This is a genomic window from Streptomyces sp. 147326 (genome assembly GCF_045000215.1).
Classification (GTDB): Bacteria; Actinomycetota; Actinomycetes; order Streptomycetales; family Streptomycetaceae; genus Streptomyces.
Map to the genome: position 1 here is coordinate 1,910,264 of NZ_CP134201.1, position 25,800 is coordinate 1,936,063.

At 75.1% G+C, this 25,800-nt stretch carries 16 protein-coding genes; 5 read left to right on the forward strand and 11 right to left on the reverse strand.

Features of this window, described 5'->3' with window-relative positions; genetic code table 11:
* Positions 1-5 precede the first annotated feature (5 nt).
* From RIU97_RS08700 to RIU97_RS08710, 3 genes are read left to right on the forward strand one after another with little or no spacing between them, the layout of a single operon-like run.
* Entirely contained in the window at positions 6-2,729 is a 2,724-nt protein-coding gene (locus tag RIU97_RS08700) for a BTAD domain-containing putative transcriptional regulator (protein WP_404954859.1), read from the forward strand.
* The gene (locus RIU97_RS08705; RefSeq protein ID WP_404954861.1) at positions 2,726-5,026 is read left to right on the forward strand and encodes an ATP-binding protein; all 2,301 of its coding nucleotides are present in this window, start codon (positions 2,726-2,728) and stop codon (positions 5,024-5,026) included. The genes RIU97_RS08700 and RIU97_RS08705 overlap by 4 nt, the downstream gene beginning before the upstream one ends.
* Entirely contained in the window at positions 5,017-6,750 is a 1,734-nt protein-coding gene (locus RIU97_RS08710; protein WP_404954863.1) for an AMP-binding protein, read from the forward strand. Before RIU97_RS08705 ends, RIU97_RS08710 begins: the two co-directional genes overlap by 10 nt.
* Positions 6,751-7,440: 690 nt before the next feature.
* Here RIU97_RS08710 and RIU97_RS08715 read toward each other — a convergent pair.
* The 3 genes from RIU97_RS08715 to RIU97_RS08725 form a co-directional block, all read right to left on the reverse strand.
* Positions 7,441-8,391 (reverse strand): polyprenyl synthetase family protein, encoded by a 951-nt coding sequence (locus RIU97_RS08715; RefSeq protein ID WP_404954865.1) that lies wholly within the window; start codon positions 8,389-8,391, stop codon positions 7,441-7,443.
* A gap of 165 nt (positions 8,392-8,556) precedes the next feature.
* Positions 8,557-11,259, reverse strand: a complete 2,703-nt coding sequence (locus RIU97_RS08720) for an AAA family ATPase (RefSeq protein ID WP_404954867.1) — start codon at positions 11,257-11,259, stop codon at positions 8,557-8,559.
* Between the two features lie 145 nt (positions 11,260-11,404).
* A complete protein-coding gene (locus RIU97_RS08725; RefSeq protein WP_404954869.1) occupies positions 11,405-12,232 on the reverse strand; it encodes a metallophosphoesterase family protein in 828 nt (275 codons plus the stop codon).
* Positions 12,233-12,541: 309 nt separating this feature from the next.
* Between RIU97_RS08725 and RIU97_RS08730 the strand changes: the two genes are divergently transcribed.
* Both RIU97_RS08730 and RIU97_RS08735 read left to right on the forward strand, forming a co-directional pair.
* Positions 12,542-13,270 carry a 4'-phosphopantetheinyl transferase gene (locus RIU97_RS08730; protein WP_404954871.1) on the forward strand — a complete coding sequence of 243 codons (729 nt, stop codon included), beginning with the start codon at positions 12,542-12,544 and terminating at the stop codon, positions 13,268-13,270.
* Between the two features lie 399 nt (positions 13,271-13,669).
* Complete coding sequence (locus RIU97_RS08735; RefSeq protein WP_404954873.1) at positions 13,670-14,707, forward strand: LuxR C-terminal-related transcriptional regulator; 1,038 nt, start codon at positions 13,670-13,672, stop codon at positions 14,705-14,707.
* A 16-nt stretch (positions 14,708-14,723) separates the two neighbouring features.
* Here the strand turns inward: RIU97_RS08735 and RIU97_RS08740 are convergent, their stop codons facing one another.
* Genes RIU97_RS08740 through RIU97_RS08775 form a run of 8 tightly spaced genes read right to left on the reverse strand, consistent with a single transcriptional unit; the run spans position 14,724 to position 25,640 of the window.
* On the reverse strand, positions 14,724-15,593 hold the full coding sequence (locus tag RIU97_RS08740) for a 4'-phosphopantetheinyl transferase family protein (protein WP_404954875.1): 870 nt from the start codon (positions 15,591-15,593) through the stop codon (positions 14,724-14,726).
* Positions 15,590-15,826 (reverse strand): phosphopantetheine-binding protein, encoded by a 237-nt coding sequence (locus RIU97_RS08745; RefSeq protein ID WP_401253660.1) that lies wholly within the window; start codon positions 15,824-15,826, stop codon positions 15,590-15,592. The genes RIU97_RS08740 and RIU97_RS08745 overlap by 4 nt, the downstream gene beginning before the upstream one ends.
* The gene (locus tag RIU97_RS08750; RefSeq protein ID WP_404954878.1) at positions 15,813-17,708 is read right to left on the reverse strand and encodes an HAD-IIIC family phosphatase; all 1,896 of its coding nucleotides are present in this window, start codon (positions 17,706-17,708) and stop codon (positions 15,813-15,815) included. The genes RIU97_RS08745 and RIU97_RS08750 overlap by 14 nt, the downstream gene beginning before the upstream one ends.
* A 7-nt stretch (positions 17,709-17,715) precedes the next feature.
* Entirely contained in the window at positions 17,716-18,756 is a 1,041-nt protein-coding gene (locus RIU97_RS08755; RefSeq protein WP_404954880.1) for a 3-oxoacyl-ACP synthase III family protein, read from the reverse strand.
* Positions 18,753-21,722 (reverse strand): type I polyketide synthase, encoded by a 2,970-nt coding sequence (locus RIU97_RS08760; RefSeq protein ID WP_404954883.1) that lies wholly within the window; start codon positions 21,720-21,722, stop codon positions 18,753-18,755. The genes RIU97_RS08755 and RIU97_RS08760 overlap by 4 nt, the downstream gene beginning before the upstream one ends.
* Complete coding sequence (locus RIU97_RS08765; protein ID WP_404954886.1) at positions 21,722-22,024, reverse strand: acyl carrier protein; 303 nt, start codon at positions 22,022-22,024, stop codon at positions 21,722-21,724. Before RIU97_RS08765 ends, RIU97_RS08760 begins: the two co-directional genes overlap by 1 nt.
* Before the next feature lie 53 nt (positions 22,025-22,077).
* The gene (locus RIU97_RS08770; protein WP_404954888.1) at positions 22,078-23,835 is read right to left on the reverse strand and encodes an acyl-CoA dehydrogenase; all 1,758 of its coding nucleotides are present in this window, start codon (positions 23,833-23,835) and stop codon (positions 22,078-22,080) included.
* The gene (locus RIU97_RS08775; RefSeq protein ID WP_404954890.1) at positions 23,829-25,640 is read right to left on the reverse strand and encodes a fatty acyl-AMP ligase; all 1,812 of its coding nucleotides are present in this window, start codon (positions 25,638-25,640) and stop codon (positions 23,829-23,831) included. The genes RIU97_RS08770 and RIU97_RS08775 overlap by 7 nt, the downstream gene beginning before the upstream one ends.
* Positions 25,641-25,800 lie beyond the last annotated feature (160 nt).

Consider the following 25,800-nt stretch of genomic DNA (forward strand, 5'->3'; position numbering starts at 1 on the left):
GCACCATGCGCTTCGGGATTCTGGGCCCGCTTGAGGTCACCGGCGGTACGGGCCCCACGGACACCGGCCAGGTGACGTCGTACGCCCCGCAGGCCGCCAAACTGCGGGTCGTCCTCGGTACGTTGCTGGTCCGGGCGAACGAGGTCGTGTCGGTGGAGAGCCTCATCGACGAGCTCTGGCCGGACGCGCCGCCGCGTACGGCGACGACGACGCTCCAGGTGTACGTCTCCCACCTGCGCAAGACCCTGCAGAGCGCCGACCCGGAGCACGGGCGGGAGGCGCTGGTCACCCGCCGGCCGGGCTACCTGCTGCGGGTCGGTGCGGACGCGGTCGACGGCACGGCCTTCGAGGACCTGTCCCGGCGCGGCCACCAGGCCCTGCAGGCGGGCGACTTCGCCGCCGCGGCCGATCTGCAGCGGCGGGCGCTCGCGCTGTGGCGGGGGCCGGTGCTGTCGGACACCCCGCACGGACCCGTGCTGGAGGGCGCGGCCGTCCGCCTGGCCGAGGCGCGCACCACCGCGCTCGACGAGCGCATCCGGGCCGAGCTCCACCTCGGGCTCCACCGTGAACTGGTCGCCGAACTCCAGGAGCTGGTCGCCGAGCACCGCATGCACGAGGAGTTCCACACCCATCTGATGGTGGCGCTGTACCGGTGCGGCCGGCAGGCCGAGGCCCTACGGGTGTTCGCGCTGCTGCGCGAGACCCTCGTCGAGGAGCTGGGGATCGAGCCGGGTCCGGCGTCGAGCCGGCTCCAGCGGCGCATCCTGGAGGGCGACCCGGCGCTGTCGCGGTCCGGGGCCGGGACCAGAGCCGGGACGGTGACCGCGACGGGGCCGGCGGCCGGGGCGCGGGGCGCGGGCGAGGCGCCGGGCGGGGCCGAAGGCGCGTACGGCGAGCGCGCGGCAGGCGAGGGCGAGGTCACCGGCGGGGGCGCCGGCGCCGGGGCTTCCGCGGGCGGCCGGTCCGGGGCGCCCGCGGCGCCGCTGCCCGCCGCCGACCCCTGTTTCACCGCCCGGGCGGACGAACTCACCGAACTGGAGCGGATGCTGCGCAGCGCCCCGGGGGGCGGCTGCGTCGCCGTGACGGGCATGCCGGGCGTCGGCAAGACCGCCCTTGCGGTCGAGGCCGCACACCGGGTGGCGGACGCCTTCCCCGACGGGCGGATCTTCCTGGACCTGCGGGACGGGGCCGGCGCGCCGGCGGACGGGGCGGAGGCGGCGCAGGCCCTGGACCGGCTGCTGCACCGGGCCGGCGGGCCCGGCGGGCCGGCGGACGGCCCTTCGACCGCCCCCCGGGTGCTGCTGATCCTGGACGGCGTCACCTCCGAGGCCCAGGTGCGGCCCCTGCTGCCCGCGCTGCGGGGCGCCGTGGTGCTGCTCACCGCGCGCCGCGTGCCCGCCGGGCTCCCCGGGCTGCGGTCCGTGGTGCTCGGACCGTGGCGCCCCGAGGAGGCCAGGCGGCTCGCCGGCCTGTTCACCGGGCGGGCGGGGACCCGCGCGGTGACGCGCGGCGGCGCTCCCGTCCTCGATCCGGGCCCGGCTCCCGATCCGGGCACGGTCGCCGAGATCGCCGAACTGTGCGGGCGGCTTCCGCTCGCCGTGCGGACCGCCGCGGCGCAGCTCGCGGCCCGGCCGCACTGGACGGCCGCCACCCTGGCGGACCGGCTGCGGGAGGAGAGCGGCCGCCTGGACGCGCTGCGGACCGGCGACGTGGACGTACGGGCCCGCCTCCTGGAGGCGTACGCGGCCTGCCCCGACGACCGGCGGCGGGCCTTCCGGCTGCTCTCTCTGCTGCCGCCCGGCCGGTTCGGCCCCCGGGAGGCCGCGGCCGCGCTGGACGTGAGCGGGCCGCGGGCCTCGGCGGCTCTGGAGGCCCTGGCCGACGAGCGGCTGGTGGCGGTGGACCGGGACGGCTGGCACCTCCCGGAGCTGCTGCGGCTGCTGGCGGTGGAGCGGCTGGCCCTGGAGGAGCGGCCCGGGGCGGCGCGTGCCGGGGCCGAGCGCGTGTGCCGGGCGTACGCGGCTGCCGCCGCCGAGCCCGGTCACGTACCGGAGCAGGGGGCGCGCGGGCTCGTACGCCTGGCCAGGACCGCCTACGACGCCGGGCTCTGGGAGCTGACCGTGCAGCTGACGGACGCCCTGGCCGGCGGGTCGGTGCAGGACGAGGGCGAGGCCGCCTACACGCTGGCCCTGGACGCCGCCGAGCGGTGCGGGGACCGGTCGGCCCGGGCGCGGATGCTGCGCTCGCTCGGCGATCTCGCCTGGCAGTACCGGCGCGTGGAGCGGGCCCACGAGCTGTTCTCCGGGGCGCTGGCGCTCGCCCGGGCGGCGGACGACGAGGAGGAGGCGGCGCGCGCCCTGGTGGGGCTGGCCGAACTGCGGCTGGACGCCGGGGAGTCGGCGCAGGCCGCCGCCCTGCTGGAGCCCGCCCTCGCCGCCCTGTCGGCGCCCGGCCGCACGCGGGGCCGGTACGAGGCGAGCCGGGCGCGGGCGCTGCTGGCGCTGGCGCAGGAGGGGCCGGAGACCGCGCGGGCCTGGTTCGGCGAGTGCCTGGAGCTGGCGGGCGCGCTGCGCGACCACCGGCTGGAGGTGTACGCGCTGCGCTCGCTGCGCGCGCTGAGCACCCCGGCCGGCCCGGGCGCCGGTTCCGGTCACGGTCCCGCGGCGGCGCGCGCCGTGGAGATCCGTCCGGGGCTCTGGCGGATCCATCCGGCCGGTGTCCGCACATGAACGCGAGGCGGGCCCCCGGCGCAGGGGGAACCACGGCGGTGTCCCCCGGCCCGGTGACCGAGCTCGTGGGACGCGAGCTCGAAGCCGCCGCGCTGCGGGAGCGGCTGCGGGACCCGTCGGTGCGGCTGGTGACGGTGACGGGGCGGGCCGGTGTGGGCAAGAGCCGGCTGGCCGTGGAGGTCGTACGGGAGATCGGCGGGGAGTTCGCCCGGGTGACGGCCCTGGACCCCGCGGCAGGCGGCACGGAGCTTCCGGATCTCCCCGGATTGCCCGAGCCGCCGGAGGCACCTGGACCGTCCGGCCCGTCCGGCCCGTCCGGCCGGATGCTGGTGGTGCTCGACGGCTGCGACCACGAGGCGCGCCCGGCCGCCGCCACGGCCGCGGAGGCCCTCTCCGCTGATCCGCGCGTGGTGGTGCTCGCCACCGCCGTGGAGCCGCTCGGCGTGTACGGGGAGCAGCTGCTGCCGCTGGCGCCGCTGCCCGTGCCGGGGCCGCGGCGCGGGCCGGCCGGCGGCGCCGCCGATCCGCACGAGGTGCGGCAGGCGGCCTCGGTCGCGCTGTTCGTGCGCCGGGCCCGGGACGCCGACCCCTCCTTCGCGCTCACCGAGGAGAACGCCGGGGCCGTCGCCGAGATCTGCACGCGGCTGGGCGGCCTGCCGCTGGCCGTCGAACTCGCGGCGCGGCGGCTGCGGTTGTTCCCTCCGCACCTGTTGGCGGCGCGCCTGCGCGGCCGTACGACCATCCTGGCGGGCGGCCCTGCGAACGCTCCCGAGCGGCACCGCTCGCTCGCCGCGCTCGCCGAGTGGAGCTGCCGCGGCCTGGACGACGGCGCCCGCGCCCTGCTGGGCCGGCTCTCGGTGTACGAGCCCGGCTTCGGCCTGTCGGCGGCCGGGCTGTCGGCCGAGGCGGCCGTCGAGACCCTGCTGGACCGCGGGCTGCTCGCCGTGGTGGGCGAGGAGCAGGGGGAGCTGCGGCTGGCCGTGCCGGAGCCCGTACGGTCCCACTGCCGGGCCGAGTTGGCGGATTCGGGCCGTGAGGGTGCGGTGCTGGACGCGCACGCGGAGCGCTACCGGCTGCTGGTGACCACCTCGCTGCCGGGCCTGCGGGGCACCGGACAGGAGCGGCTGCTGCGGGAGTTGGCGGCCGAGGGGGCGAACGTGAGCGGCGCCCTGCGGCGGCTGCGCGAGCGCGACGACAGCGAGACGGCGGCCGCCCTCGTGCTCGGCTGCCGCCTCCCCTGGCTGGCGCAGGGGCGGCTGCGGGAGGGACTGCAGTGGTGCGACGAGACCGTCGAGGCGGGCGGGGCGGCGCTGCCGGAGGCCGTACGGGCCCGGCTCGCGGACATGTCCGGCGTCTTCGCGCTCGCCCTCGGCGATCCGCAGGAGGCCGTCCGCCGCCACCGGCACGCACTGGCCCTGGGCAAGTCCGTAGGCGACCGCCGGCAGAACGCGCTCGCCTCCGCCCGGCTCGGCGCGGCCCTGTTGCGGGCCGGTGATCCGGCGGGCGCGCGGGCCGTCCTGGTGACCGCCCTCAACGCGCTGGAGTCGATGGGCGTCACCGGGGGCGCGGCCGAGGCGGCCGGCTCGCTCGCCGCCGTCCTGCGCGCCGAGGGTGACCGGCGCAAGGCGCAGGAGCTGCTGGACCGGTCCGTGGAGACGTTCCGACGGATCCGCGACGGGCGGGGGCTCGCGGGCGCCCTGCGGACCGAGGCCGCGCTCGCCCTGGAGGGCGACGAGCCGGACCGGGCCGACCGGGCGCTGCGGGAGAGCGTGCGGCTGTACGGGGCCTTCGGCGAGCGGACCGAACTGCCGGGCGCGCTGGAGGAGTTCTCCCTGCTGCTGCTCCGTACCGCACCCGCCCAGCGGCCGCGTGCGGTACGGCTGCTGGCGGCGGCCGACACCCTGCGCGGCGAGACGGGGGCGGAGGTGCCGGACGAGTGGCGGTCCGCGGCCGAGCGGGCCCGTACGGAGTTGAGCGCCCGCCTCGGCTGGACCGACTTCGCCGTGGCCTGGGCGGAGGGCGTCCGGATGCCCGTGCCCGCGGCGGTGGCGGAGGCCCTTTCGGCGCCCGCACCCTCGCGGCGCGCGGCGGCCGGGACGGCCCCCGAGGCTCAGTCGCTCACCCCGCGGCAGGTCCAGGTGGCCCTGCTGGTCTCCGAAGGCATGACGAACCGTCAGATAGCGGCCAAGCTGGACATCTCCGAGTGGACCGTCGTCAACCACGTCCGCCACGTGATGCGCCGCCTCGGGTGCAGTTCGCGCGTACAGGTCGCCGGGGCGGTGGGCCGATGGGCCTGACCGGCTCCGCCGCGTACGGTACGGCGGACGCACGCCCGGGGCGGACGCCCGCCCGCCCGCTGGACCTGGTTCCGCCCGCCGAGGTCGCGGACCGGTTCCGGGCCGCCGGTTGGTGGCGTCCGCAGACCTTCATCGACGACCTGTACCGTACGGCCGCCCGCGCGCCCGAGCGCCCCGCGATCGTCTCGGAGCGCGCCCACCGGCCCGCCGGCCATCGCCGGGTCACCCTCACCTACGCCCAGCTCGCCCGGTACGTCGACCGGTTCGCCGGCGCCCTGACCTCGCTCGGGGTCGCCCCGGACGACCCGGTCGCCTTCCAGCTGCCCGACTGGTGGGAGACCGCGGCGCTCACCCTCGCCTGTCTGCGGGTCGGCGCGGTCGCCGTGCCTGTACTGCCGACGGTACGGGCCCACGGGCTCCACCGGATCCTGGACGGCACCCGGGCCCGGATCTGCGTGGTGCCCGACGTCTGGGAGGGCTTCGCGCACGCGGAGGCCCTGGCGGACCTCGCCGGGCGGCTGCCGTGGCTGCGCCACCGGGTCGTCCTGGGGGACGCCGCGGCGACCGGAGCGGTCGATTTCGGCGCGTACTTCCGGCGCACCGCCCACGAGCGCACCGAGGCGGGCCTGCGCAGCCGGCCGCGCGGCGGGCGGGCCGACCGGCCCGCGCTGCTGATCAGCGTCATGGGGCTGCGGGACGCGTACACCTCGGTGCTGCACTCCCCCAACACCCTGTACGCCAACATCTCGGCCCAGAGCGGGCCCGACGGCCCGGGCCCGGGGCGGCGGCCGGGCGAGGTCTTCCTGAGCACGCTGCCGCTCACCTCGCTGGCCTCGCTGATCTACACCGTGTGCTGGCCGCTGGCGGTCGGCGGGACGGGGGTCTACCAGGACGTGTGGGATCCGGGCCGGTGCCTGGACCTGATGGCCGCGGCCGGGGTCGACCAGGTGTACGCGGAGCCGGCCTACCTGGCCGAACTGGTCACCGCGCAGCGCCGGCGCCCCCGGGAGACGGACCGGCTGCGGCTGCTGCTGTCGGGGGGCCGCACCAGCACCCCGGCGCCGCTCGCGGCCGAACTCCGCGAGGTGTTCGGCGTACCGGTGCTCTCCGTGTGGGGGGCGCCGGAACTCGGCATGGGCGCGCTCTCCGGGGACACCGCGCAGGGCGATGCCGGTGTCCGCCCGCTGAGGGGGCTGGAGGTGTCGGCCGCGGACGCGACGTCGCCGCTGGAGGTGCGCGGCCCGTCGGTCTGCCTGGCCACCTGGCGCCACGGCGCTCCGGCGCCGGTGGCCACCTGGGAGCAGGGGGACGGCTGGCTCGGCACGGGGGACCTGGCGACGGCCGACCGGCACGGCGGGATACGGGTCCTGGCCCGGGCCGGTACGCGGACCGGCGCGATCTTCATGGTCCCGGTCGCCGAGGTGGAGGAGCGGCTGCTGGCCCATCCCCGGGTGCGGGAGGCGGCGGTCGTCGCCTACACCGACCCCGAGCACGGGGAACTGCCCTGCGCCGTCGTGGTCCCGACGGCCCTGGACCGGCCGCCGGGGCCGGCCGAACTGCGCGAGCACCTCGTCTCCCTGGGCGTCGCGGAGGCCTTCCTGCCCACGCGGCTGGAGATCGTAGGCGCGCTGCCGCGCGACGAGGGGGGCCGGGTCCGCCGGGGCGCCCTGCGGAACTGGCTGGCCCGCCTCCGCCCGGGCGGCCCCCGCCCGGCCCCGGACTGACCGGCCGGTTGGCTGCGCCGCTCGGCAGGGGTGGTTGTGCCGGGCGCCGGTTGGCTGCGCCGCTCGGGCGGGACCGGGGCGGCAGGCTTCGCCGGTGCGGGTGGGGCCTGGCGCGCGCCGGGACGTCTCCTCGGACGCCGAACGTGGCGGGGGGTCGGCGGGCCGGGGCACCTTGCGTTCGGCGCCCTGCGGGGAGCGCCCCGACACACACCCGGCCCGGGCGGGAGCGGTGCGCGGGCCGATGTCCGGCGCTGCCGCCTCCGTGGCTGCTATGTCCCGGCCGGCGAGGCCACCCGCTCCGCCCGGGACTGACCGGCGGGCCCAACGGCTTGCTCGGGTCCCAGGGCCGGGGCGGCAGGCTTCGCCGGTGCGGCCTGGGCCGGGCGCGCGCCGGGGCGTCTCCTCGGGCGCCGAACGTGGCGGGGGGTCGGAGGGCCGAGGGAATTGCGTTCGGCGCCCTGCGGGGAGCGCCCCGACACACACCCGGCCCCGTCCCGACCGGCGGCTGTTACGTCAGCCCCTGCGACCTTTCGGCTTCGCCGCACCATCCAGCCTCGCCGCACCATCCAGCCCCTCCGGCGTTTGAGGAGCGGGGTCCGGGGCGGAGCCCCGATCTTTGAGCCGCGCCGTCCCACCCCGCCGCATCCTCCAGCCCCGCCGGCGTCTGGGGGCGGAGCCCCAGGAGACGGGCTAGCCGGCGATCTCGCGGGCCAGTGCGCCCAGTTCGGTGTGCCAGGCGCGGGGGATACGGGCGGCGGCCACGGCCTCGTCCGCGCGGACCACGAGGGCGGCGATCGTCTCCTCGGCCCGTTCCCGCGCCTGCGCGTCGAAGAACACGTCGCGCAGGAACTGGGCGTCGCCGTCGAAGCCCGGGCCGCCGCTGAGGAATCCGCGGATCCGCCAGGCGGCGTGCACGGCCCGGGCGTACTCCTCGTACGCCTCGCCCAGGTCCTCGCGGCCGGCGAGCGCGGCGCCGATCAGCAGCGCGTGGCGCAGCCCGTACCAGCCCGCGCCGCAGCCGCTGCCGCAGCCCTCCAGGCACTGACCCGGCCAGGCGTCGTCGAGGTACTCGGTCGCCGCGGCGGCCTCCATGTGCGCGCCGATCGCCCGCTCGGCGCGCAGGTCGTCCCACAACCGCCGGGCCTCGTGCGGCAGCGGGACCGCCAGCCGGTCCCCGTAGGCGAGGGCCAGGTCCCCGGCGAGGACGGCGGTGCCCTCGCCGAACCGGCGTGGTTCGCCCCGCCAGCCGTTGCGCTCGTGCTCGGCGGCATGGCTGATGTGCAGGGTCGGGATGCCCCGGCGCAGCGGCGCGTTGTCCCGTACGTCCGCGCGGATCACCAGGCAGGTGTCGAGCAGTTCGAGTGCGGCCGCGGCCGTCACCGCGTCCTCCCCCTCCGGGTCGCCGCCCGCGGCGAGGTACCCGGTGAGGCAGATCGCGGGGCGGGCCCGCTCCCCGCCGGCCTGGACGAGCTCGGCCACGCCCATCACCAGGACGGCGCTGCGCGGGTCGGAGGTACGCCGGTTGCGGTGCTCCTCGGCGAGCAGTCCGGCGAGTCGCTCCTCGACCCGGTCGATCATGGCGTCGCGGACCTGTCCGGGCGACGCGGTGCGCCACGGCTGGTCGTGTGTCGGTGTGGTCATGGTGCCCTCCCTGCGGGCTACGTCCTCATGACCGACTTTCCCGCACACCGGGCGCGGAAGCCACCGAAGAGCGTGCACCGGCAGGTTCCGGCGTGCGCGGCGGGGCCGGGAGTCCCTGATGTCTGCCACGCACGGGCGGAAGGGGATTGGCTTGCCATCACCTTGTCATACCGGACCCCCGCCGCCTCGGACGAGCTCCGCGACGCCCGGTCGGAGGTCGGCCGGGAGCGCCTGCCGGCCGGGGATGTTCAGCTTGCGGTAGACCCGGGTCAGGTGCTGTTCCACCGTACTCACGGTGATGAAGAGCCTCTTCGCGATCTCCCGGTTGGTGTGGCCGTGCACCGCGAGCAGGGCCACCCGCCGCTCCGACTCGCTCAGGCTCGCCACCAGTCCGGCGTCCGGCGCCCCGGCCGCCTCCTGCGCCTCCTCCTCACCGGTGTGGCCGGGCAGGATCTTCACGCACAGGGCTTCGGCCCCGCTCTCCTTGGCCAGGTGCCAGGCCCTGCGGTCGACCATGGCCGCCCGTGCCGGTTCGCCCACCTCGCGCAGCACCTGGCCGAAATCGCCCATGGCGCGGGCCAGTTCGTACTGGTCCCCGGAGCGCTGCAGTTCGTCGACGGCCCGGGCGAGCATCGCCTGCCGCTCCCTCGGCTCGCGCAGGGAGGCACGCAGCCGCAGCGACGTGCCGCGCACCCACGGGTCGGCGGCGTCCCGCGTGGTCAGCTGGTCCGCGAGGAACCGCTCCGCCTGGTGGGCCTCGCCGAGCCGGAGCAGGGCCTCCGCCGCGTCGGTGCGCCAGGGCAGGACCCGGGGCCGGTCCAGGCCCCACCGCTTCATGTGGCGGCCGATGTCCAGGAAGTCGCCCAGGGCGGCGTGGAACCGGCTCGTCGCCAGCGCGTACTGGCCCCGGGCGCGCAGGTGGCCCAGGACGTGGACGCTTCCCGCCAGTTCGGCGGGGACGGGCCGGCTCAGGACGGCCGCCGCCTCCTCGGTCCGGCCCATGGCGATGCGGGCCCGGGCCAGCGTCCCCGCCACCGCGCTCAGCAGGGTGCTGCCGCGCCGCCCCGGCGCCGACCGCAGGACCTCCTCGGCGGTGTCCGCCGCGCCCGTCAGATCGCCCGTACGCAGCCGCGCCTCGGCGAGCAGACCCGCGAACACGGCCCGCCAGCCGGTGGCTCCGCGCCGCGTCGCCTGCCGGACGAACTCCTCGCACCAGGGCAGCGCACGGGCCGGGCCGTCCAGGTACAGCAGGGTGCGCAGGGCCTGCGCCACCGGTTCCACCGTTCCCTCGGCGAGGGTGGCACCGCGCAGGAACAGTTCGGCGGCCCGGACGGCCGTGCCCTCCTCCGCCTCCCCCGGGAGGGTCCACAGGGCGGCCGGGTGGACGGCCGTCCGGGCGGGACGGGCCGCCGGGTGCGGCCCGCCCTCGGCGGGTGCGCCGCGGCGGGCGGAGGCCGCCCACTGGGGGAACGCCGAGAGGCCGTCCAGCGGGTCCTCCCCCGGGACGCCGGCGCGGCGCCCGCCGGCGGGCGCGAGCCGTTCCAGTACGTCGGCCGCCGCGTCGATGCGGCCCTGGGCGGCGAGTGCCCGGGCCAGCGAGCCGAGCGCGTGCGGGTCCAGCCTGCCCCCGGCCACGGCGGCCAGGGGGGCGGCGAGGTGGTGTTCGGCGGCGGCCGGATCGGTGCGGCCGGCGACGGTGCTGAGCCTGACGCTCACTTCGGCGCGCAGCGCGTCGTCCGGGCACGCCTCGTGGGCGAGCCGCAGGAGGGCCACAGCCAGGTCCAGCTCCCCGTCCGCGATGTGCTGGTCGGCGGCGGAGCGCAGGACGGGCAGGGCCCACTCCTCACGGGTGTGCCGTGCGGCGAGGAGCTGCGCGGCGACCGCGGTGTCGGGCGCGCCCGACGCGCGGGCCAGCAGGGCGGCTTCCCGGTGCAGGGACGGCCGGTCGGCCGGGTCCGTCCGGTCGAGTACGGCGGCCCGCGCGGCCGGGTGGCGGAACCCGCCCCCGGGGGCGAGCAGGCCCGCGTCCTCCAGTGCGGTGAGCGCCCGGGCCGCGGTGCCCTCGGCGGCGCCGGCCAGCCGTGCGAGGCGGGCGGGCGTCGCGAGGTCGTCGAGTACGGCGATCGCCCCGGCCAGTTCGGCCGTGGCGGGACCGCTGCGGTGGAGGCAGGCGATGACGGCCCGGGCGTAGCAGTCGCCGGGCTGGGCCTGCGGGTCCTGGAGCAGGGCCCGCAGCAGCAGCGGGTTCCCGCCGCTGACCTCGTACAGCCGGTCGGCCTCCGCCTCGGTGCGGTCCGCCGTCATCGCGCGGACGGCCTCGGGGGCGAGCCGCTGCAGGCGCAGCCTCGCGAAGTGGGGCAGCCGGATCAGCTCGGTGCTCAGCAGCGGGTCGTCGCCGTGTTCGTGCGCGGATTCGGCGAGGACCAGCAGGATCCCGGCCTGCCGGGTGCCGCGCGCGAGGTGCAGCAGGTAGCGGCGGGAGAGCTCGTCGACGTGGTGCAGGTCGTCGACGAGGATGACCACCGGTGCGGCGGTGCCCAGTTCGCGGACGGCCCCGGCGAAGGCCCGCATGGACTCGACCCGGTCCGCCTCGTCCGGCGCCGGCGGCGCGGGCAGCGCACGGGCCGGGGCGTCGGCGGCCAGCTGGCGCAGGACGCCCAGCGGATGCCCTCGTTCGGCCGCGGTGCCGATGGCGCGCAATACGGTTCCGCCGCGGATCTCGGCCTGTCCGGCGGCCGTTTCGAGGAATTCACTCTTTCCGCAGCCGACCGCGCCTTCGACGAGCAGCAGTCCGGAATTACCGGATGCGCATCCCGAAAGCAGTGCATCTAATAGAGAGATTTCCTCGGCGCGCCGGAACAAAAGCATAAGAGTCCCCCAGTGTCCCGGTTCCGCATTTTCGGCAGGAGAGCGCGAGCGCGGAAAAGGGATGTTCGAGCGTGGAGCGAGCAAGAATTCACGAGCAGTCTAGGCGGGGATTGCCGGCCGCACACTGTCCGGAAGTTGCCAGGCATCAATTGCCGGGGCCGGTGGCGGGGAAGATCCGGCGCGGGGTGTCCCGCGGGTGGCCGGGGGTCTGCCACTCCCGCGGATAGCCGACGGACACCTCCTCGAACCGCACGCCGTCGTACCAGGTGGTGCGCGGGATGTGCAGGTGGCCGTAGACGACCGCGGCGGCCCGGAACCGGGTGTGCCAGTCGGCGGTGAGCTCGGTGCCGCACCACTGGGCGAACTCCGGGTGCCGCAGGATCCGGGTGGGGGTTCGCACGAGCGGGAAGTGGTTGACGAGCACGGTGCGGAGGTCGGGGTCGCAGGCGGCCAGCCGCTGTTCGGTCGCGGCGACCCGGGCCCGGCACCAGGCTTCCCGGGAGGCGTAGGGGTCGGGGTGCAGCATGAACTCGTCCGTGCACACCACTCCGGCCTCGTACGCCTGCTCAAGGGCCTCTTCCTTGGTGGCGGCGGTGGGGGTGCGGAAGCTGTAGTCGTACAGCAGGAAGAGGGGGGCCACGATGAGCGGGCCGCCCGGCCCCGACCAGACGGGGTAGGGGTCCTCGGGCGTGTGCACGCCGAAGGAGCGGCAGATCTCGACCAGCCGCCGGTAGCGCGCCTCCCCGCGCAGGGGGTGCGGATCGTCCCGTACGGTCCACAGTTCGTGGTTCCCGGGCGCCCACACCACGGTGGCGTAGCGCCGGGTGAGCAGGTCGAGCACCCACCGGAGGTCGTCGAGCGACTCGCTCACGTCGCCCGCCACGATGAGCCAGTCGGCGGGACTGTCGGGATAGAGCTCCTCGACGATCCGGCGGTTCTCCGGGAATCCGACATGGAGGTCGCTGATACCCATGAGGTTTCCGTGCGGCATTCCGTGAGTGTGGACGGCCGACTGCGGCATGAACACCCCTTCCCTACCCCTCAATTGACGAGAACGAACCCCTGTTCGGTCGCATGGCAGGGAGATGACAATGCCGCGCGGCCGACTACCAGTCTGCCCGCAGGCGGCGGGCGGACGGACCGGTGGATGGCAGCAGCCTGGGAGAGAACCGGTGTTACTCCGGGTCAGTCCGGTTGACCTGGGACTTCGTTCCTGGTCGAGGCGGAGCGACGGCGTGAGTGTGGGAGCTGTCAGACCGAAACAGCGACCCGAGGGAATGCCGTGCTCACAAAGCTCCTGCCCGCGAACGTCGCGACCGCCGAAGCCACCACCGACCCTGCCGACGTCTTCCTCTACCCCGAGGAGGAGCACCTGATCCGCAACGCCGTACCCAAGCGGCGGCTGGAGTTCGGCACCGTCAGGTGGTGCGCCCGTCGCGCCATGGGACAGCTGGGCCTGCCGCCCGCTCCCGTGGTGCCGGGCCGGCGCGGTGTCCCGCAGTGGGCGCCTTCGGTCGTGGGATCCATGACCCACTGCGCCGGTTTCCGGGGCGCGGCACTCGCCCGCAGCACCGAGTTCGCCTCCGTGGGAGTCGACGCGGAGCCCAACGCCCCCATGCCGGAAGGAGTGCTCGACTCGATCGCACTGCCCGATGAGCTCCGTCTCGTACGGGAGCTGGGGCGGGCGGCGCCCGAGGTGGCGTGGGACCGGCTGCTCTTCAGCATCAAGGAGGCCGTCTACAAGACCTGGTTCCCGCTCACGGGGCAGGAACTCGACTTCACCGACGCCCTGGTGAGCGTCGATCCGGGACAGGAGACCTTCCACGCCCGGCTCCTGCCGGATCCCTCAACACTCTCCCCGGCCGGGCCGACCGCGTTCAGCGGCCGCTGGTCGGCGGAGAACGGCGTACTGCTGAGCGCCATAGCGGTGCCGGCTGCCCGGCTCGCCGCCGTGGGCGCTCCGGTACGGCGAGGCGCTCCCCGCATCTGCCGTGCGGGGAGCGCCTTCTGAGCCGTACGGGCGACCGGTCCTAGCCGCGGCGCCGGGTCACGTCCACTGGTCGTCCTCGGGCGTGGCCGGCACTCCGTCCTCGCCCCCGTCCGCGACGGTGGCGGCTACGGTCTGGGCGGACGCGGTGGACACCGTCGGGCCCGACACGGCCTGAACTCCCAGCGCTAATACCACACTCGTCACTACAGTCAAGCAAATCGAAGATACCTTAACGGAAATAGTTCTCACGACTTCCCCCAGTCGAAGATCGAGTTCCACTCCACCCGCACCGCCGGACACTTCCGACTCAGTGGCTCCGGGTGATGCGAACAGAGTGCTCGATCTCGATCAGCCACGCCAAGGGCGGCACGTTGGCGTAAAGTTACGTGGCAGCAATTACACCGACCAGCGGGGGCTGACATGTTTACAGGGGAGGGCTCGGATTCGGGGTTCGCCGAGCTGGACGACATCAGCGCCACCGCGTACGGTCTCGCGGTGGAGTGCGGCCGCTTCGCACGCGAGCGGATTGCCGAGCAGCTGTCACTGACGCCCGAGGAGATCACCCGGGTGGAGCAGGTCCTCCGCGGAGTCCGCCTGCTGCAGTCGATGCCGGGAAACCCCTCCGAACTGACCCCCGTCACACCGGACGTGGCGGCCGCGTCCCTGGTGGGACCCGCCGAGCGGCACATACGCGACCTGCAGCAGGCGGTCACCGACGTGCGGGCGAAGCTGTTGTCCCTGACCCCCCTGTACTTCGAGGGGCGCCGGCTGCGCAACCGTCTGGAGGCCTTCGACGTCATCACCGACGTCTCGCGGATCCAGTCGATGCTCAACCACCTCACCCAGAACTGCAAAAGCGAGCTGCTCACCGTCCAGCCCGGTGGCGCCCGCCCCGCGTACGCGCTCGTGTCGGCCCGCGAGTCGGCGCTGACCACCCTCGCCCGCGGAGTCCGGATCCGGACCATCTACCAGCACACCGCGCGCAATGACCTGCCCACCCGCTCCTACGTCCGCGAGGTCAGCGAACAGGGCGCGGAGATCCGCACCGCGGACGAAGTCATCGACCGGCTGATCATCTACGACCGGGAAGTGGCCTTCCTTCCGGAACGCTCCGGCGGCGACGGCACGCCCGGGGCCGCCATCGTCCGCGAGCCCACGCTCGTGGCGTTCCTGTGCTCCGTCTTCGAGTACCTGTGGGACGGGGCGTCGCCGTACGTCGTCGACTCCCAGCGCTCCCCGGCTTCCTCGGACGAGCTCAAGTGGTCGATCATCCGGCTGATGACCAAGGGGTACAAGGACGAGATGGTCGCGCGCCGGCTCGGCATGTCCGTGCGGACCTGCCGTCGCCACATCGCCGAGATCACCGAGGAGCTGGAGGCCACCAGCCGCTTCCAGGCCGGCTACAACGCCGCCCGGCAGGAGATGCTCACCGGGGGGTCGGTGCCCTCCTTGTCGTGATCCCGGCGATGTGCTCTCAGCGGCCGGCGCCCTCGCCGTACGCCGTCCCGTCGAGTGCCTCCGTGATCGCGTCCACGCAGTCCTGGTCGAGCATCGTGGTGACGTGGGCGTCCTGGAGCCGGCCGAAGCCCGCGTCGTACACCGCGGCACTGACGACGTAGCCGTCGGCGACCGGGAACGTACGGAAGATCCACTCGTCCCCGGTCCCCGGGGTCCCGTCCGGCCGCTGGACCCGCACGGCCCTGCCGTCCGGACCGAAACCGAACTCCGTGAACCGGAACTGCATGCCCTGGCCGATGGCCTTGCTGTAGGCCTCCTTGAGGGTCCACAGCCGCACCAGCGCGTCGTTGCGCTCCGCCACCGGCATCCCGGACAGCAGCACCGACTCGTACGGCGTGCAGATGTGCCGGCCCAGGCCGCCCGCGTGCATCTCGCGGTCGGCCCGCTCCGCGTCCACCCCGATGAGGCCGGTGGTCGTCAGCCCGACGAGCAGCAGGTCCTCGGTGTGGCTGAGGCTGATGTCGATCTGGTCGCAGCCGCGCAGGTACGGGCGGCCGGTCGGCCCGTAGGCCAGTTCCAGGTCCGCGGGATCGCTGTCGAGCACCGCGCCCGCCGCGTACTTCAGGAGCATCCGGGAGGCGATGTAGCGGTCGCGTACGTCCGCGTGCGTCAGGTCGAGGTAGCGCGTCCAGTCCCGGCCGAGCAGCTCGCGCAGCCCGTCACCGGACGGCACGCGCGGCTCCAGGTCCCTCAGCCACGCGTAGACCAGCGCCGTCCCGTGGGCGGCGAGGTCGTCCCTGACCCGGTCCCACGAGTCGCCTCCCGGCACCACGGCGACGGGCTCACCGAGCGGCGGGCCGAGCGAGGGGCTGCCCGGGGCAGTCATCCGTACTCCTTCACGAGGGTGTGGATCTCCCGGAGGCGGTGCGCCTCCAGCAGACGGTGTACCGGTACCCGGTGGCCCGACTCCTCCAGGAGGGCCACCAGACGAAGCAGGTTCAACGAGTCCCAGCCGGGCAGGTCCGCCAGTGCGGTGTCCGCGCCCTCGGGAATCGCGATGTCCAGGCCGAGGTCGTCCCGGACCGTCCGCAGGAACACGTCGAGGCTATCGAGGCTCATCCATCCGGCTTCCCCCTGGGGTTTCGGTGATGCGCACGTGTGCCGGGACTTCCGGCACCCGTGCCAGGTCGTGGTGGAACTCCAGCGCCGCGTCCACCCGCCCGCCGGTACCCGCCCGCGTGAAGCCGCAGGACGGGTAGAAGTCGCGGGCGCGGTGGTTGCGCGGGGTGGGGACGTACCGGGCGGTCACCCCGGTCAGTCCGAGCGAGCGGGCCTGCTCCAACAGCACTGCGATACAGGCGTGTTCGACGCCGCGGGCGAGCACCCGGCAGCTGAGCCACATGTTGTCCAGCAGCAGGACCCCCTCCGTCACGGTTCCGAGCACAGCGCCGACCAGGCCGTTGTCGCCGAACCGGTCCGCACTGCGGGCGGCGAGCAGCAGCCGCGCCGGGTCGGCGGCCAGGGCGGCCAGTTCGGACTCCGTGCGGCCCCCGCCGGCCAGGTTGAACTGGTTGGTGCGCAGGGTCAGCTGGGACATCCGGGCGAACTCGTGGGGGCGGGGCGGGCCGAGCCCGACCCGGACCTCCAGTGCCCGCAGGAACTCCTCGTGCGAGCCCGAACCCGCCTGCAGTGACCGGCGCTCGCGCTGGCGGTGGTACTCGCCGGTCCTGGCCCGGTCCTCGCCGGTCAGCCGCAGGGTGTCGAACCAGCCGTCGGCCAGCAGCCGGGTCACGTGCAGCGCGGGTTCCCCGTCGAGCGCCACGACGGCCACCTCGGGCGCCCCGTGCCGGACCAGCGCCCGCTCGGCGGGTGAGTCGTCGGCGAAGACGAGGGCGTCGGCGGCGAGGTCCAGCGCTCGCGCGATGTCGGCCAGATTGGCGTCCTTGGGCTCCCAGTTGGCGTTGATCCGTACGAAGTCGGCCTCGCGCAGCACCAGATCGGGGTGGGTGCTCAGGGCCCCGAGGACCGGACCCTCGTCGTTCTTGCTGCTGACCGCGAGGAGCACGCCCTGGGAGCCGAGCTGTTTGACGCACTTCTGGAAGGCCCCGAAGGCCTCCCCGCGCAGGGTGCCGGCCGCCGCGATGCCCTCGGGCCCCTCCTCGCCGAGCACCCCGTCCCACAGGGTGTTGTCGAGGTCGAGCACCAGGCACTTGCGGACCCGGCCCGCCAGCGCGCGGGCCAGGTGGCCGACCTCGCGGGCGTAGGCGGCGAGGAGTTCCGCGCCGAGCTGGACCCTGGCGTGGCGGGCCAGCCGGGGGTCGGTGACCGGCCCGCCCTCGCCGACCAGCGGTTCCACGTCGATCACCACGAGCCCGGCGGCGGATGCGGCGAGCCGCAGCAGGCGGGCGTTGAACTCCCGCCACACGGCCCCCAGGAGGGCCCGTGAGCGGTGGTCGATCAGCTGGTGGCTGTAGCCGCGCGGCAGGGGGAGGGTGTTGAGCACCAGGGTCCCCGGGGCCGCCCCGGCCAGCGCGGCGCACCGGCTCAGGACCTCCTCGGCCGCGCGTTCCACGTCCTCGGGCCGCCACACCGCGGGAACCTGTGCGAAGACGGTCTCGGCGTCCAGCAGGCACAGGGTGAGGTCCGGCCGGGCCGTCCACAGCTCGCCGCCGGGGTCGGTCAGGTCGCGCAGGTACGTGCCGTGTTCGCCGAGCACGGGCTTCAGCAGCAGGCCGTGGCGGGCCAGTTCACCCCGGAGCGGGTCGACGACGTGGCCGACGGTGGACTGGCCGGTGACCGCCACCGTCACGACGGGGGTCCGCGGGTGGTGCGCCAGCACGGCGTCGGCGTCGAGTCCGCCGAGCAGCCGGCCGACCGCGGCCGCTCCGGTCGGGCCGCCCGGCCCGCCCTCCTGCGCGAGCAGTCCGGGTACCTGGTCGTACGCCTTCTCCAGCAGACCCTGTGCGCGCAGTTCGCGCAGCCGGTCCAGTCCCGTCGTCATCGACCCCTCACACCTTCTCCAGGGCGAACCCCGCCCTGATCCATCTGCTGGACTCCACGCACAGGGCCAGCGCCCGGTCCCCGACGGCGAACTGCGGGAGCAGCCGCTCGAGTTGCAGGAAGGGCAGGGCATTGCCCGTGTTGCCGGTCTCGGACACGCAGGAGACCTCCCGTGCGGGGCCGGCCGGCAGCCGCTCCACGATGCGCGCGGTCATCCGCTCGGACAGCTGGGGCGGCAGCAGGAAGCCGACGTCGTCGAGGCTCCACCCGAGCCCCCCGAGCAGCTCCCAGAGGATCTCCACGGAGATCTTCGGGACGTGCTCCTCGATCGCCTTGTAGTCCTCGGCCAGCATCCGCCGCTCCGAGTCGCGGTCGGTGGTGCCGTACCAGTCCAGGAGCTGGCCGGGCGGACGGCCCCGCCCGGTCCAGGAGTTCAGCACCGCCCGTACGGCGACCCGCTCGCCCTCGGGCTCGTCCGTGAGGACCGCGGCGCCGGCCCCGTCCCCGAAGAGGACGTAGTTGACCAGTTCCTCGGTGGGCATCCGGGCGGCGTCCCGCCGCGGCGACAGGAACCGGTGCGTGACGTCCCCGCCGAGGATCAGGCCGGCCCGGCGGCCGCCGAGGATCAGGGTGCGGCCCAGGTCGAGGGCCTGGACGGCGCCGGAGCAGCCCGCCTGGATCTGGTAGACCGGCAGGTGGTCGAGGCCCAGCCGGTCGGCGACCTCGCTCGCGGTGGTCGGCAGGAGCAGGTCCGGGGTCGCGGTCGCGAGCACCACGAACTCGATGTCGGCGGGGCCGAGTCCCGCGGCGCTCATGGCCTGGGCGCCGGCCTCGGCGCACAGGTCGGCGAGCGAGCCGCGGACCTCCCCGGTGACCGGGTCCCAGCCGAAGTGCCGGGTCCTGGTGCCGACGAAGATGTCGATCCACTCCTCGCTCACGCCCAGCAGCGCGCCGAGCGCGGTGTTGTCCACCGGGGCGCCGGGCAGCGCCGTACCGGTCCCCGCGAGGTACACCGCGGCGGGGTCCGTGGTGTTCGTGGCCCGCGTCATGCCGACCTCGCCAGGAGCATGTCGTCGAGGAAGGCGGCCAGCGAGCCCACCGAGCGCAGGGCGGGCAGCATCTGCTGCACGGAGACCTCGCCGACCCGTGGCAGCCTGGCCTCCACCTGGTTCTTCAGCTGCATGATCATCACCGAGTCGAAGCCGAGGTCCTCGTAGAAGCGGGCCTCGCGCACGACGCGTTCCGGCGGATAGCCGCCGACCTCGGTGACGGCCTGGACGACCGCGAGCAGCACCGGATCGTCGGCGTCGGTCCCGGCAGGCGCGGCAGCCGGCGGGGCCGCGACGGGCGGGACGGTGCCGGGCCCGGCGGGGTGGGGCTGGGGCGTGTGGGGCTGGGCCCTGTGGGGCTGGGCGGTGTGCACGAACGCCTGCCGGTCCCAGTGGCGCTGCGCCGACGAGAAGACGTACGGGTTCAGCGCTTCGACGACCCGGTGCCCCGGTTCGTACAGCTCCTCCCAGAGCGGGTCCAGCCCGCCGCGGTACAGGGCGGCGACGGTCGCCGCGAGCTCCCTCCCCGTGGCCTCGGCGCCCGGGGCCGGGTGCAGGAGCTCCGCCGCCGCCGCGCGCCCGCCCCGGGCGGCGATCTGCAGGAGCGTCCCGCGCGGGCCGATCTCGATCAGGTGGGTGGGGGCGACGTCGGCGACGAGCGCGCCGAGCGCGGTGTCCATGAGCACGGGCTCCTCGATCTGGTCGGCCCAGTAGCCGGCGTCCATGAGGTCGTGGCGCAGCATCCGGCCGTGCCGGGTCGAGGCCACCGGCACGGTGGGCGGCGCGCAGCGCACCTGCTCGGTGCGCAGGCCCGCGGCGGCCGGGGCCATCAGGGGCGAGTGGAAGGCGTGGGAGACCGGCAGCCGCCTGACCCGTACGCCGCGCCCCGCGAGCTCCCGCCCGGTCCGTTCCAGTGCCTCCAGCGGTCCGGACAGGACCGTGTCCGCGGGTCCGTTGAGTGCCGCCACGACCATGCCCGGCTCCCCCGCCAGGAGCTCGGCGAGCTCCTCGGGGCCGGTGGCCGCGGCGATCACGGCGCCGCCGGCGGGCAGTTCGCTCATCAGCGCGCCGCGCCGGACGACCAGGCGGGCGGCTTCGCCGAGGGGGAGGGCCCCGGCGGTCACGGCGGCGGCGTACTCGCCCAGGCTGTGGCCGAGGACGGCCGCCGGGGTGATGCCGAGCGAGGTGAGCGTACGGGCCAGCGCCCAGCCGACGGCGAACAGCGCCGGCTGCGCGAACTCGGGCCGGAGCACCCGTTCGTCGCCGCTGAGGATCAGCTCGCGCACCGACGTGCCGAGGTGTCCGGCGAGTGCCTCGTCGGCCTCGGCGAGATGGCGCCGGTAGGCCGGGGAGTCGCGGTGGAGCCCGGCCGTCATGCCGGGGTACTCGCTGCCCTGGCCGGTGAAGAGGAAGGCCACGACGGGCCTGCCCCACGGGCGCCCGGCGCTCCCGGCCGCGTCCTGGGGAGCGGCCGCGCGGCGCAGTTCGGCCACGAGCTCGTCGGTGTCGCGCACGGGGGCCGCGAACCGGTACGGCAGGCCGGTCTTGATCCGGTTGCTGCTCCAGCACAGCGCCGCCGCCCCGCCGCGCGGCCGCCTGGCGACCGCGTCGGCCTGGGCGGCGAGGTTGCGGCGCAGCGCCTCGGGGGTGTCGCCGCTGACGGTGAAGACGCCGACGGCGTCCCGGGCCGCGCCCGTACGGGCTCCCGCGGCGACCGGGATCCGGGGCGCCGAGCCCAGGACGGCGTGGGCGTTCGTACCGCCCATGCCGAAGCTGCTGACCCCGGCGAGGCTCTCCCCGCGGGGCAGCCGCATCGGGGACTTCAGCAGCCTCATGCCGCGTTCGCCGAGCCGCAGCTGCGGGTTCTCGCGGTCGGCGAAGAGGCTGGCGGGGACGATCCGGTGGTGCAGGGCCAGCACGGTCTTGATGAGGCCGGCGATGCCCGCCGCGCCCTCGGTGTGGCCCAGGTTGCCCTTGACGGAGCCGATCGCGCAGGGGGTCTCGCGCGGGATCCCGTGCACCGCGCCGAGCGCCGCGCACTCGATGGCGTCGCCGAGCACGGTCCCGGTGCCGTGCGCCTCCACGAAGGCGACCCGGTCGGGGGTGACCCCGGCGCGCCGGTACGCGGAGGTCAGCACCCGTTGCTGGGACCAGCGGTTGGGGGCGATCACCCCGTTGCTGCGGCCGTCCTGGTTGACGGCGCTGCCGCGCAGGACGGCGTAGATCCGCTGTCCGTCGGCGAGCGCGTCCTCGAGGCGGCGCAGCACCACCAGGCCCACTCCGTCGCTGCGCCCGATCCCGTCGGCGTCGGCGCTGAAGGGCTTGCAGCGTCCGTCTGAGGCGGCCAGGCCGAGCTGGCCGTAGACCATGCCCAGGGAGGGCGAGAGCACGATGTTGACCCCGCCGGCCAGGGCGGTGTCGCACTCCCCGGCCAGCAGGGAGCCCGCGGCGAGGTGGACGGCGACGAGCGAGGACGAGCAGGCGGTGTCGACGGCCAGGCTCGGTCCGGTGAAGTTGAAGTGGTAGGAGATTCGGTTGGCGGCCATGCCGGCGCTGCTGCCCGCGCCGAGCAGCGGGGTGACGCGGGCGAGGTCGCTCATGGTGAGGCGGCCCCATTCGCCGCCCATCACGCCGACGAACACCCCGGTCTCGGTGCCCGCGAGGTCGCCGGGGGCCCGGCCCGAGTCCTCCAGGGCCCGCCAGGCGCAGGGCAGCAGCAGCCGGTGGTGCGGGTCCATGGCGGCGGCCTCGCGCGGGGTGACGGAGAAGAAGTCGCTGTCGAAGACATCGGCGTCGTCGATGAAACCGCCGCTGCCGCTGACGGCGGGGAAGTCCCGGGCTTCCCAGCGCTGCGCGGGGACGGGGCCGATCCCGTCCCCGCCGCGCATCAGCAGGTCCCAGTACGCCCGCACGCCCGCCGCCCCGGGGAACGCGCAGTCGATCCCGACGATGGCGATGTCCCCCATCAGCGCCGGCCCCGCGCGTCCGGCGAGGCGGCCGGGAGCACCGTCGACAGGTAGCCGACCAGGCTGGTCACGGTCGGGTGGTCCCAGAGCAGGGTGGGCTCCACCTCGAGGCCGAACTCGTCCTCCAGGTCGCCGCACAGGCTCAGGGCCGCCACCGAGTCCATGCCGTACTCGGCGAGCGGCACGCTCGGGTCGATGGTCTCGGGTGCGCGCCGCAGGTAGAGCGAGAGCCGGGCGTACAGCCACTCGTGCGGCGGCACGCCGTCGATGGCCGCGGCGGGCCGAGCGGTGGGAACGGTCATCGTGGGACTCCTTCAGTGCGTACGGCGCATCCGCCGGCGGCCGGGGGAACCGGTCAGCCGGGGATGGGCGTGGAGTAGAGGTCGTAGCTGATCTGGGTGCTGAAGCGGAGCTGGACCTCGTGCCGGATCCGGGTCTCGCACTCCGCCGGCAGGTCGGCGACGCGCGTGCCCAGCCGCCGGGCGATGCGGTGCAGTGCGGCGGCGGCCCAGGACGGGTCGGCGAGGAAGGGGTCGGGGCCGTAGCGGCCCTGGTCCCACAGGCCCAGTACGGCCGCCGCGGCCAGCAGCAGCGCGTACCGGTCCATGAGGGCGAACTTCGCGGGCTGCGCGGTGGCCGCCGCACCGGCCGCCTCCAGCCGGAGCACCCGGGCCCGTACGTCGCGGAACTCCTCGACGAGCTGCCCGGCGAGCGTGCGCAGGGCGCTCTCGACGGGGCCGGTGCCGTCGATGCCCGCGCTGACGGCAAGCATGGTCGCGCTGAGCGAGTCCCGGCCGCACGCGAGGCTGAGCCGGTCGGTCCGCAGCGGCGGCAGGTCGCCCTGCAGCCGGAACAGCCCGGCGGGCGCTTCGTCCTCGACGAACCAGGAGGCCCGCGCCAGCCGCGGCATCTGCGGGATGACGGTGGCCTGGCAGGCGACGGTCCCGGCGTGGCCGAGGCTGAGCACCGGGACGTCCCTGACGTGCTTCTGGAAGATGCCGAGCGTGCCCTCGCGGGTGTAGAAGCCGGAGCCCAGCACGATGGACAGGTCGTACATGGTCTCCGTGAGCACGCGGGGCAGCAGGTACTTGAGCGCGGCCGAGTAGACGCTCGTCTCGGCGGGCAGCAGGTGCAGGGCCCGGGTGGCGACGACGGCGAGGGCGTCGTACAGCAGCAGGTTGACGAAGGCGTTGGTGAGCGCCGCGCCCGTACGGCCGCCGTCACCGCGGCCGCCCGCCTGCCAGCCGCCGGAGCGCTCCCGGTCGAAGCGGACGGCGGTGCGCAGGCTGGTGTCGAGGGCCGCGACGGCCGTCGCGGCGATCACGGTCCGGCTGATCTGGAACGAGCGCAGGGCGGTGGTGATCCCGCTGCCCTCCGGGCCCAGCAGGGCGGACCGGGGCACCGGACAGTCGTCGAACTCGATCCCGGCGAACCGGCAGCCGCGCAGCCCGACCGGGGTCCGGCGGGCCGTCACGGCCGCCCGTGCGTCCGTCAGCTGCCCGGGTTCCAGCAGGAGCACCGAGTGGCTGCGGCTGCCCGGGGCGGGGTCGGTACGGCAGAACAGCACCAGCGCCCCGGCCCGTTCCAGGTCGTTGACCATGGGCTTGCCGCCGCTGATCAGGTAGCCGTCGCCGCTGCGGCGGGCGGTGACCTGGCTGCGCACGTAGTCGTTGCTGTGGGCGGTCTCGTGCTGTGCGATGGCCGCCTTGCCACCGTCGCGCAGCAGTCCGGCCAGCCAGTGCCGCTGCCGGGAGTTCCCGGCGGTCCAGACGTCGGAGGCCGCCATGAAAGTGGTCATGCCGTGGCCCATGGCCAGGCCCACGTCCCGGCGGAAGACCGGGCGCATGATCCTGACCAGGGTGTCCATCCCGTCGAGCCGCCCGCCGAGGGCGCGCGGTATGTACTCGTCGGTGATGCCGAAGCCGTCGAGCAGCGCCTCGCCCGCGGCGAAGGGCACCGCGGCCCGGTCGGCCTCCAGCAGCGCGGTGTAGCCGACCGGGTTGGCCGGGTCCGAGGGGTCGCCGAACAGCGCCTCCAGCTCGGCCACCCGGGCCCGGACGGTCTTCTCGCGCTGCTGGGCCACCGCCTGGTCGCCGAGGAGCGACGTCACCACCGTCTTCCTCCGTCGGCTCCTTCCGGCCGCAGCAGGTCTTCCCCGAACAGCACGTCCTCGGCGCGGGCCAGCGCGAACACGTCCGGGGTCAGCACCTCGTACTCGCCGCGCATCACCCCGTCGAGGAAGAGCTTGCGCATCAGGGTGCGCTGGACCTTGCCGCTGCTGGTGCGGCGTACGGTGCCGGGGCGTACGAGCAGCACGTTGCCGGCCGGGATCTCGAACTCCTTGCCGATCAGGGCCTGGATCCGCTGCGCGACCGTGCGCAGTTCGGCGCTGCCGGCGCCGCGCACCTCCTGGACGAGGACGAGCTGCTCGCCGCCGGCGTCGACGGAGAACGCGGCGCCGGCGCCGAAGGTCAGCGCGGGGCTGACGGTCCGGGCGGCCCATTCGATGTCCTGCGGGTACACGTTGCGGCCGTTGATGATGATGACTTCCTTGAGCCGCCCGGTGACGAACAGTTCGCCCTCTTCGAGCATGCCCAGGTCGCCGGTGCGCAGGAAGTTGCTCTCCTCGCCGTTGAGGCTCGCGAGGAAGGTGTGCGCGGTCTCGGTGGGCCGCCGCCAGTAGCCGCGGGCCACGCCGTAGCCGCGCAGCCAGATCTCGCCGACGGCGCCGGCCGGCAGTTCGCGGTGGGTCAGCGGGTCGACGATGCGGACCTCCACGTCGACGGGGGTGCCGCAGCCGATCAGGGTCTTGACGTCCCCTGCGGATCCGGCACGGAGCACCTGGTCGCGCTGCAGGGCCGTCCTGTCGAAGTCCCTGCGGACGTGCCGGGTGCCGGGGACCCCGCCGGAGACGACCAGGGTCGCCTCGGCCAGTCCGTAGCAGGGGTAGAGGGCCTCGGGGCGGAATCCGGCCGGGGCGAACCGCTCGGCGAACTCGTCGAGGCTCTCGGGGCGTACGGGTTCCGCGCCGTTGAGGGCCAGGCGCCAGCGGGACAGGTCCAGCGCGGCGATCTGCTCGTCCTTCACGCGGCGTACGCACAGGTCGTAGGAGAAGTTGGGGCCGCCGCCGACGGTGACGCCGTACTCGTCGATGGCCTGGAGCCAGCGCAGCGGGCGCTTGACGAAGGACAGCGGAGTGACCTGCACGCTGTGGCCGCCGAGCCAGACGGGGTGCAGGAGGTGGGCGACCAGTCCCATGTCGTGGAAGTAGGGCAGCCAGCTTCCGAAGACGTCCTCGCGGGTGGTCCGCAGCACCTTCTGCAGGGCGGCCTGGTTGGCCAGGAGGTTGCGGTGCGAGACGGTCACGCCGCGCGGTTCACAGACGGAGCCCGAGGTGTACTGGAGGAACACCAGGTCGTCCGGACGGGCACTGACGGGCTGGAAGGCGTCGGCGTCGCCGATGCCCGGCACGTCGCTGACCACGCACACCGCGTCGGGGCCGGCATTGCGGGCGAGCCAGAGCGCGACCTCGGGGGCGGCGTCCTTCTCGGTGAGGACCACCTTTGCGGCGGTGTCCTTGAGCACGGCGGTGGTGCGGTTGAGCCGCTTGTCGCGGCCGGCCTCGCCGGGCATCGGTACGGGGACCGCGATGGCGCCGGCGTAGAGGCAGCCGGCGAACGCCTTGAGGAACTCGACGGTGGAGGAGTAGACGAGCAGCACCGGCTGACCGGTCGCCCCCTGTTCCCGGAGGCAGGACGCGATGCGTCTCCCCTCGCGGTCCAGTTCGCCGTAGGTGAGGTGGTCGGCTTCGACTCCGCCGGCCGTGTCGCGCAGGAAGATGTGCGCGTCCTCGTCGGCGAGTTCAGCCGCCCGAACCCGCAGGAGTTCGGTGAAGGTGGCGAAGCGTGACGGTGACATCCGCGGCATCCCCTCGGGTCAGCGGGCCCGTGGAATGGCGGACCTCGATTCCCCCGGATCCTGCGCGCACCTCCTTAAGGGGCGCTTGCGCCCGCCGGCTCCGGGGCCCCGGCGCGTGCGTCCGCCGGATCCGGGGCCCCGGCGCGTGCGCCCGCCGGCT